We start from the raw sequence: 4513 nt of genomic DNA, 5'->3' as shown, positions 1-4513 counted from the left end.
TAGAAAATCTACGGTTTCACCGATAGGTTATTGCCCGAATGCTTCGCCCCTACAGGACGCGGGCCGATGAAGACGCAAGGTTTTGAACGACGATTCTCTCAAAATCTTGCACCTGTTTCGCTCGTAAAGCCACAAAACCCTTACCTTGCCTACATTTCACATTTATTCAGCCAGCCTACTTATAGAGGAGAGGCACTCATGCAACAGGCAAGAGGCAACCCCCCCTGCCCCCCGACATCGGGGGGGTAGGGGGAATAAATAATCAGTTTTTAATAACCAGATTTAGTATCAGTTCCTCTGAACTTAGATGTTCGGCTAAGTCAGCTTTCTTGGGCATTTTATCTCCTTGTCTTTACTCGTTTTATTATAACAGGATTTGGTATTAGAAGACAAAACAGGATAGACTTTTCTCTAGTCCGATCGATTTTGGGGACAATGAAGAATTTATTGGCGATTTTTAGCAAGGAATTAAGCTCTTGGTTTCGGCGCTGTTGGTTAGCGGTACTATTAACCGGCAGGGTTTTTTACTTCCTATTCACGCGCAAACCCGATTGGCGCGTCACCCAAGAACAAATGGTGGCAGCTGGGCCTGCTTCCCTGATTATCGCCATGATCACGGCTGCGGTGATCGGGATGATCTTTACCATTCAAGTGGCGCGGGAGTTCCAAGCCTTGGGCGCTGGCAGTATGGTGGGGGGAATTTTGGCCCTTGCTCTCGGTCGGGAACTCTGTCCGATTATGATGGCGATCGTGGTAGCCGGTCGGGTAGGATCGGCTTTTGCGGCGGAAATCGGTACCATGAAGGTGACAGAGCAGATCGACGCACTCTATATGCTCAAAACCGATCCCGTGGAATATCTGGTGCTGCCCCGTTTAATTGCCTGTTGTCTGATGGTTCCCGCTTTGAGTGTTATGGCGTTGCTGATCGGTTTAGGTAGCGGTTTGCTAGTCGGCCAAAGTTTATACGGGATTGCCAATTCAGTTTTTCTCGACTCGGTTCGCGGTTTTCTGGGTGTGGGAGATGTGCTGAGTGGACCGGTTAAAGGGTTGGTTTTTGGGGCTTTAATTGCGATTATCGGCTGTAATTGGGGTTTAACGACCGATGGCGGTGCTAAAGGAGTCGGCCAAGCTACGACCGCGGCCGTAGTCACTATGCTCTTAGCGATTTTTGTATCTAATCTGCTGATGACTTGGATCTTGTTCCAAGGATCTGGCAATAGTTCGGTTTTGTTTGGACAGTAATTTCAGTTAAAAACTGTCATTTTCTCGCCATTGTTCTAATACTAAATCCAGTTATTAAAGACTGATTATTTATTCCTCCTTTTGCCTCTTGCCCCCGCCCCCCCGATGTCGTAGGGTTGATTCATGAATCAACCCTACCCCTACCCCCACGAAAAACTTTTTGCCGCAGACCACTAGGTAGGGTTGGCTGAATAAATCTAAAAACCTTGTTGGGTAAGACTTTTAGACTTTTTTTCCCTCAAAAAGTGCCAACCATTGGAGTGATCGGGGGTAAAATTCCGGGACTTTTTCCCTGAAAATTAGGTAACTGACCCCCTCAAAATCCCTAAAACCCCACACCCCACACCCCACACCCCACACCCTACCCCCACGAAAAACTTTTTGCCGCAAACCCTAGCTAACTTAACAATACCCAGTTCACCAAAACTACCCCTGCACCACCTGTTTAAGGGTGGTAAAGGTTTCTAGGTTGATTAACCCCCGGCGCTGGCCTTTTTGGTTGGAAATGCCCAAAAACACCGATTCTCCCTGTTTGGGATTGCGATCGAATCGGGGTGAAGAATTGATATAAACTAAAGCACTATCGGACTCCATGGCGAATTGACGACTTTCTCGATAGGATTCGGTGACAATACAATCCGCGTGACCGCTACTATACTTATTAATCCAAGCGATCGCATCAGTGAGGGTATCCACTAACCTAAAGGCCACCGTTTTTTCTAAATAGGGTCTTTGCCAATCATTATCGGTAGCAATGGTTAAATGTTCGGGAAAATCCGCCGCTAATCGGTTATCTCCCCGCAATTTAAAGCCTTTTTCCTGCAAACTTTTAAACAAACGACTTAAAGTTGAAGAATTGTGATGGGGACTAATTAAAACTTTTTCGATCGCGTTAACCGGATCGGGTATGCTGCCATGACTATCGATAATTACCTGACGAGCTAACTCCAAATCGCCACTAGGAGACCAATACAAATAACAGTTTCCCATGGCCGCACGCAAAACGGGAACCGTGGCCAATTGACTCACCCGACCGATTAAACTAGGGCGACCGTAGGGAATAATCAAATTAACATAATTTTCCTGCGTCAGCAACTCCTCTAGGGAGGGACTAGAATCGCAGGGTAAACCACTCACACAATCCACGGGTAAACCCACATCTTCCAAAGCTTCTTGGATAATTTCCGTAATCACTCCATCGGAATGACTAGAGGCATTGGAACCGCGAATAATCAAACTATTGCCACTTTTTAGGGAAAATCCCGCCGCTACCATCGCTAATTCGGGAAAACCTTCATAGACTAAGGCAATCACTCCTAAAGGCATCCTTTGGCAATAGGTTTGGGACGGATTAAGTTGATAGGCCGCGTTAATTACCTGTTGCAGCGGATCCGATGCTTCCGCTAGTTGTTGCAATACCTCCACCGTCGTCTCTAAACGTTCGGGAGTTAACCGTAACCAGCGAATCATTTGTTCTGAGACGGCCATCTCTCGACTGACTTCTAAATCGAGGGTATTGGCTTCTAAAATGCGATCAAAGCCAGTTTTAATGGCATTAGCGATCGCGATTACCCCGCGATTTCTTTCGTTGCCATTGAATTGACCTAGATCCAGAAAAGCATTGTATGCTTGCTTAAAGATCGTCGGGGGGGTTTTGGGGGAACTTTCGATCATAGATTCTTGTCTAGCGTCGATAGGCTAACCAAAAGATGAATGCGGGCAAAATAACTAATAGCATAACTAGAATTGCCCCAAAAATCACGCTTACCCCCGGCGGTGATTTTAAAATTAAGGGTAGCCAGACGATCGATAATAACAGAATTATCCCCACCATCAGGGGTAATACCTCTTGTCCAAAGCGCCGATTCGTACTCACCCAACGAAATCCCGTCCAGCGCCAACTGCGTTTATAGGGATAGTGGGGGGCTAATTGTTCGATAATTTGACCGTTTTCCTGTAGCACAAATATCTGTTGACAGCGATCACAGCCAAAGGCATCGGTCAATAAAATCGGGCACAATGTCCCTTTCCGACGACAGGGACAAGGATAGTCTTGGTGTTGGTCGATTTTGGTATATTTATGCGGTCGCACAAGCTAAATTTTTGTTTATCAACGTTTGTTTTTAGTTGCTCGTGGTCAATGGCTAAGGTATTCAACGGTTGCCCAAAATCCTCAACCCTATTGCTCACGGGTAATTCCCATCTTAAGGTATATCCCTAAATTATTCATCCTGACCTTAAGGTATATTTCAAGATTTTATGAACTACTCCAATCCGCTACGCGCTCGATTGGAGTTTCTGACGATTCTTCGTCCCTAGATGCCTCATACTTCCGCACAAGGTAGCGCTAGACGACTCTGCATCTAAAGAGGCTCGTTCCAAGCCCCTAGCATAATTGAGCATAACTTGTGCAGCAGCTACATCTCGATCACAAGAATAGCCACATTTCTCACAGCGATGAACTCTTTCGGCTAAAGATTTCTTCTTTTGATGACCACAATTAGGACAAGTTTGGGAGGGTTTAATTTTTTGGGTAGGAACCTCAACATAAAAACCCCCAGCTTCCGTGACTTTTTCTTTAATCAAGGATTTTAAATTACCTATCCCTACATCAAGAATAGACCTGTTTAACCCTGATTTTTGTCTTTTTCTACTGCCCTTAGATTTTTGGGTCATCCCTTTAAGGTTTAATTTCTCCGTAGCAATGAGGCTATTACAGCGAACTATCTCTACTGCTACTTGAGGATGCCAATTTTGTCTTTGTCTAGCTACCTTGCTGTGAATTTTCCCAACTGCCCTAGCCAATTTTCTAGCTCTTCTAGATGCTTTAACTCCCTTTTTGGGGTTGCGCTTGCGTCTAGATTTTTTGGCAATCTTTTTAATCTTTTCCTGAGCAGATTTAAGAAGTCTGGGATTCTCGATTCCATGGCCATTACTATCAGCTATGGCGTGCAAAACTCCAAAGTCTAAATCGATGGCTCCCCTATCGGTTTGTTGTCGAGTAGGAGTACATTCGACTGTGATTGAGGCGTACCATTTTCCCTGTTTGAACATAATTATACAGGTCTTGGGGATTCCCCAATCTCTTGCTTTTCCTCGGATTTTAATCTTATCTAAGTTAGACAGAGTTAAAAAACCATGATGACCAGAAGAATCAATTGACCAACCAGCACCATCAGGATAAGTCCAACCTCGATAATTTCTAGATGCCTTAAACTTAGGATAACCTGATTTAAGTTTAAAGAATCTCTGAAAAGCAAAATCTACTCGT

At 44.9% G+C, this 4513-nt stretch carries 4 protein-coding genes; 1 reads left to right on the top strand and 3 read right to left on the bottom strand.

Annotated features, from left to right (window positions below; all coding sequences use genetic code 11):
- The first annotated feature begins 435 nt into the window (after positions 1 to 435).
- On the top strand, positions 436 to 1242 hold the full coding sequence (locus IM509_RS19920) for an MlaE family lipid ABC transporter permease subunit (protein ID WP_052278159.1): 807 nt from the start codon (positions 436 to 438) through the stop codon (positions 1240 to 1242).
- Positions 1243 to 1668: 426 nt separating this feature from the next.
- Here IM509_RS19920 and IM509_RS19915 read toward each other — a convergent pair whose 3' ends face one another.
- From IM509_RS19915 to IM509_RS19905, 3 genes are all read right to left on the bottom strand, one after another.
- On the bottom strand, positions 1669 to 2916 hold the full coding sequence (locus IM509_RS19915; protein ID WP_002763515.1) for a glutamate-5-semialdehyde dehydrogenase: 1248 nt from the start codon (positions 2914 to 2916) through the stop codon (positions 1669 to 1671).
- A gap of 10 nt (positions 2917 to 2926) precedes the next feature.
- Positions 2927 to 3334: a hypothetical protein gene (locus IM509_RS19910; protein WP_002763516.1), complete on the bottom strand. Its 408-nt coding sequence runs from the start codon at positions 3332 to 3334 to the stop codon at positions 2927 to 2929.
- A 185-nt stretch (positions 3335 to 3519) separates the two neighbouring features.
- On the bottom strand, positions 3520 to 4513 hold a 994-nt coding region (locus IM509_RS19905), incomplete at its 5' end, for an RNA-guided endonuclease InsQ/TnpB family protein (RefSeq protein WP_287717331.1).

Origin of the sequence: Microcystis sp. M31BS1 (assembly GCF_020245285.1) — a bacterium.
Lineage (GTDB): Bacteria > Cyanobacteriota > Cyanobacteriia > Cyanobacteriales > Microcystaceae > Microcystis > Microcystis panniformis.
The sequence above is the reverse complement of the archived record's forward strand: the minus strand, read 5'-3'. Positions and strand labels throughout refer to the sequence as shown.

What these genes read in the sequence shown, in the direction of transcription:
- IM509_RS19920 (WP_052278159.1), top strand. Translation starts at nt 436, where the DNA reads ATGAAGAATTTATTGGCGATTTTTAGCAAGGAATTAAGCTCTTGGTTT.
- IM509_RS19915 (WP_002763515.1), bottom strand. Translation starts at nt 2,916, where the DNA reads ATGATCGAAAGTTCCCCCAAAACCCCCCCGACGATCTTTAAGCAAGCA.